The following is a 1,166-nucleotide window of genomic DNA, read 5'->3' on the forward strand; positions in this document are numbered from 1 at the left end:
GGTAGAAAGGATTGAGCTGCTGGGGATTTTTACCTTTAATTCCTGACTCGCAAACTGCCACGTCATCACAGTGGTACTGCCCATCGACCAGATCACGTGCACGTCATTCAATGCGCAATTGCTCTTGATGCCATAACCCTCAATGGCTTTGTATTTTTCGCAGAGATCGCTGCTGAGAATTACTTGTTCGGCTTGATAGTTGCCCAGCCCAAGCAGTTTGACGATTTTGCCCGGAAGATCTATCCAGGTATTGGTCCACAGCATCAGCACGACAGCAAACAACGGGCTGACGATCAGCACAAAGCGCGGATTGCCTCTGATTATTGCCGTGACGATGGTAAACACCACCAGTGAGGCAAAGAAGCAGGCTGCCATGAACGGATACTCTCCGACGGCTTTGACGGCCTCAGGGACGCCTCTGGCAACCTCCAGTGTGGACAGCAATGCAACTATGTTTGCGATGAAAAATACGAGAAATGCTGTGACAGTGAACTTGGCCCAGCTAAAGGGAGGGAGTTCGTAATTTCTCTGCAAAATCGAACCGAAAAGTAGACCGCTAAGAAACGGTCCTGCTACAAGGCCGATGGTGTAGGCGGTATCCCCTTCAAAAAAATATAGAGCCATCCATAGGATGCTCATGCATATGAAGCCTGGAGCGAAAAAGTAGCGGTTGATCAGGCGATGATCGAGGCGCTCCTTGGGCATATTTCCATTGATTCGATACGCCAGCTCTTCGCGTACCGGCTTGTCGCTAAAGAAAGCCTCTGACCAAGTCCAACCGGGTGCGCAAAAGCCAAAGGCAATTACCAGAACCATCAGGCCACCGATGAGCGCGGCAGTTGCAAGCAATGAAAGAAAGCTGAAGAGATCGAAGTCGGGATAGAAGTGGTTTTGGCAGAAGTAGATAAGAAATATCAAAAAGCCAAAACCAAGTGATGCAATTCGGAAGAGTTTCCAATTGTGCTTTTCGATGAACTCAAAAACCGTGTCCAGAGATTGAGGTTGCGGCTTCTTGGTCTTGGCTTCGCATTCGTTGGTCAGCTTGCTTGAGGTTTGCATGTCCATTGGCTTGATTCATCCTTGCAAGAAACAGGGGCTGCTCTTATGCGGTGTGGGTGTTTCGCTTTTCTTCTAGGCATAAAAAACCCTGAATCTTGCGATTCAGG

Annotated in this window: 1 protein-coding gene; it reads right to left on the reverse strand. The window is 48.8% G+C overall.

Annotated features, from left to right (window positions below; translation table 11 throughout):
* On the reverse strand, positions 1-1,065 hold a 1,065-nt coding region (locus HT737_RS30110), incomplete at its 3' end, for a hypothetical protein (protein ID WP_182404642.1).
* Positions 1,066-1,166 lie beyond the last annotated feature (101 nt).

The sequence above is a fragment of the Pseudomonas sp. MD195_PC81_125 genome (genome assembly GCF_014060985.1).
GTDB lineage: Bacteria > Pseudomonadota > Gammaproteobacteria > Pseudomonadales > Pseudomonadaceae > Aquipseudomonas > Aquipseudomonas parakoreensis.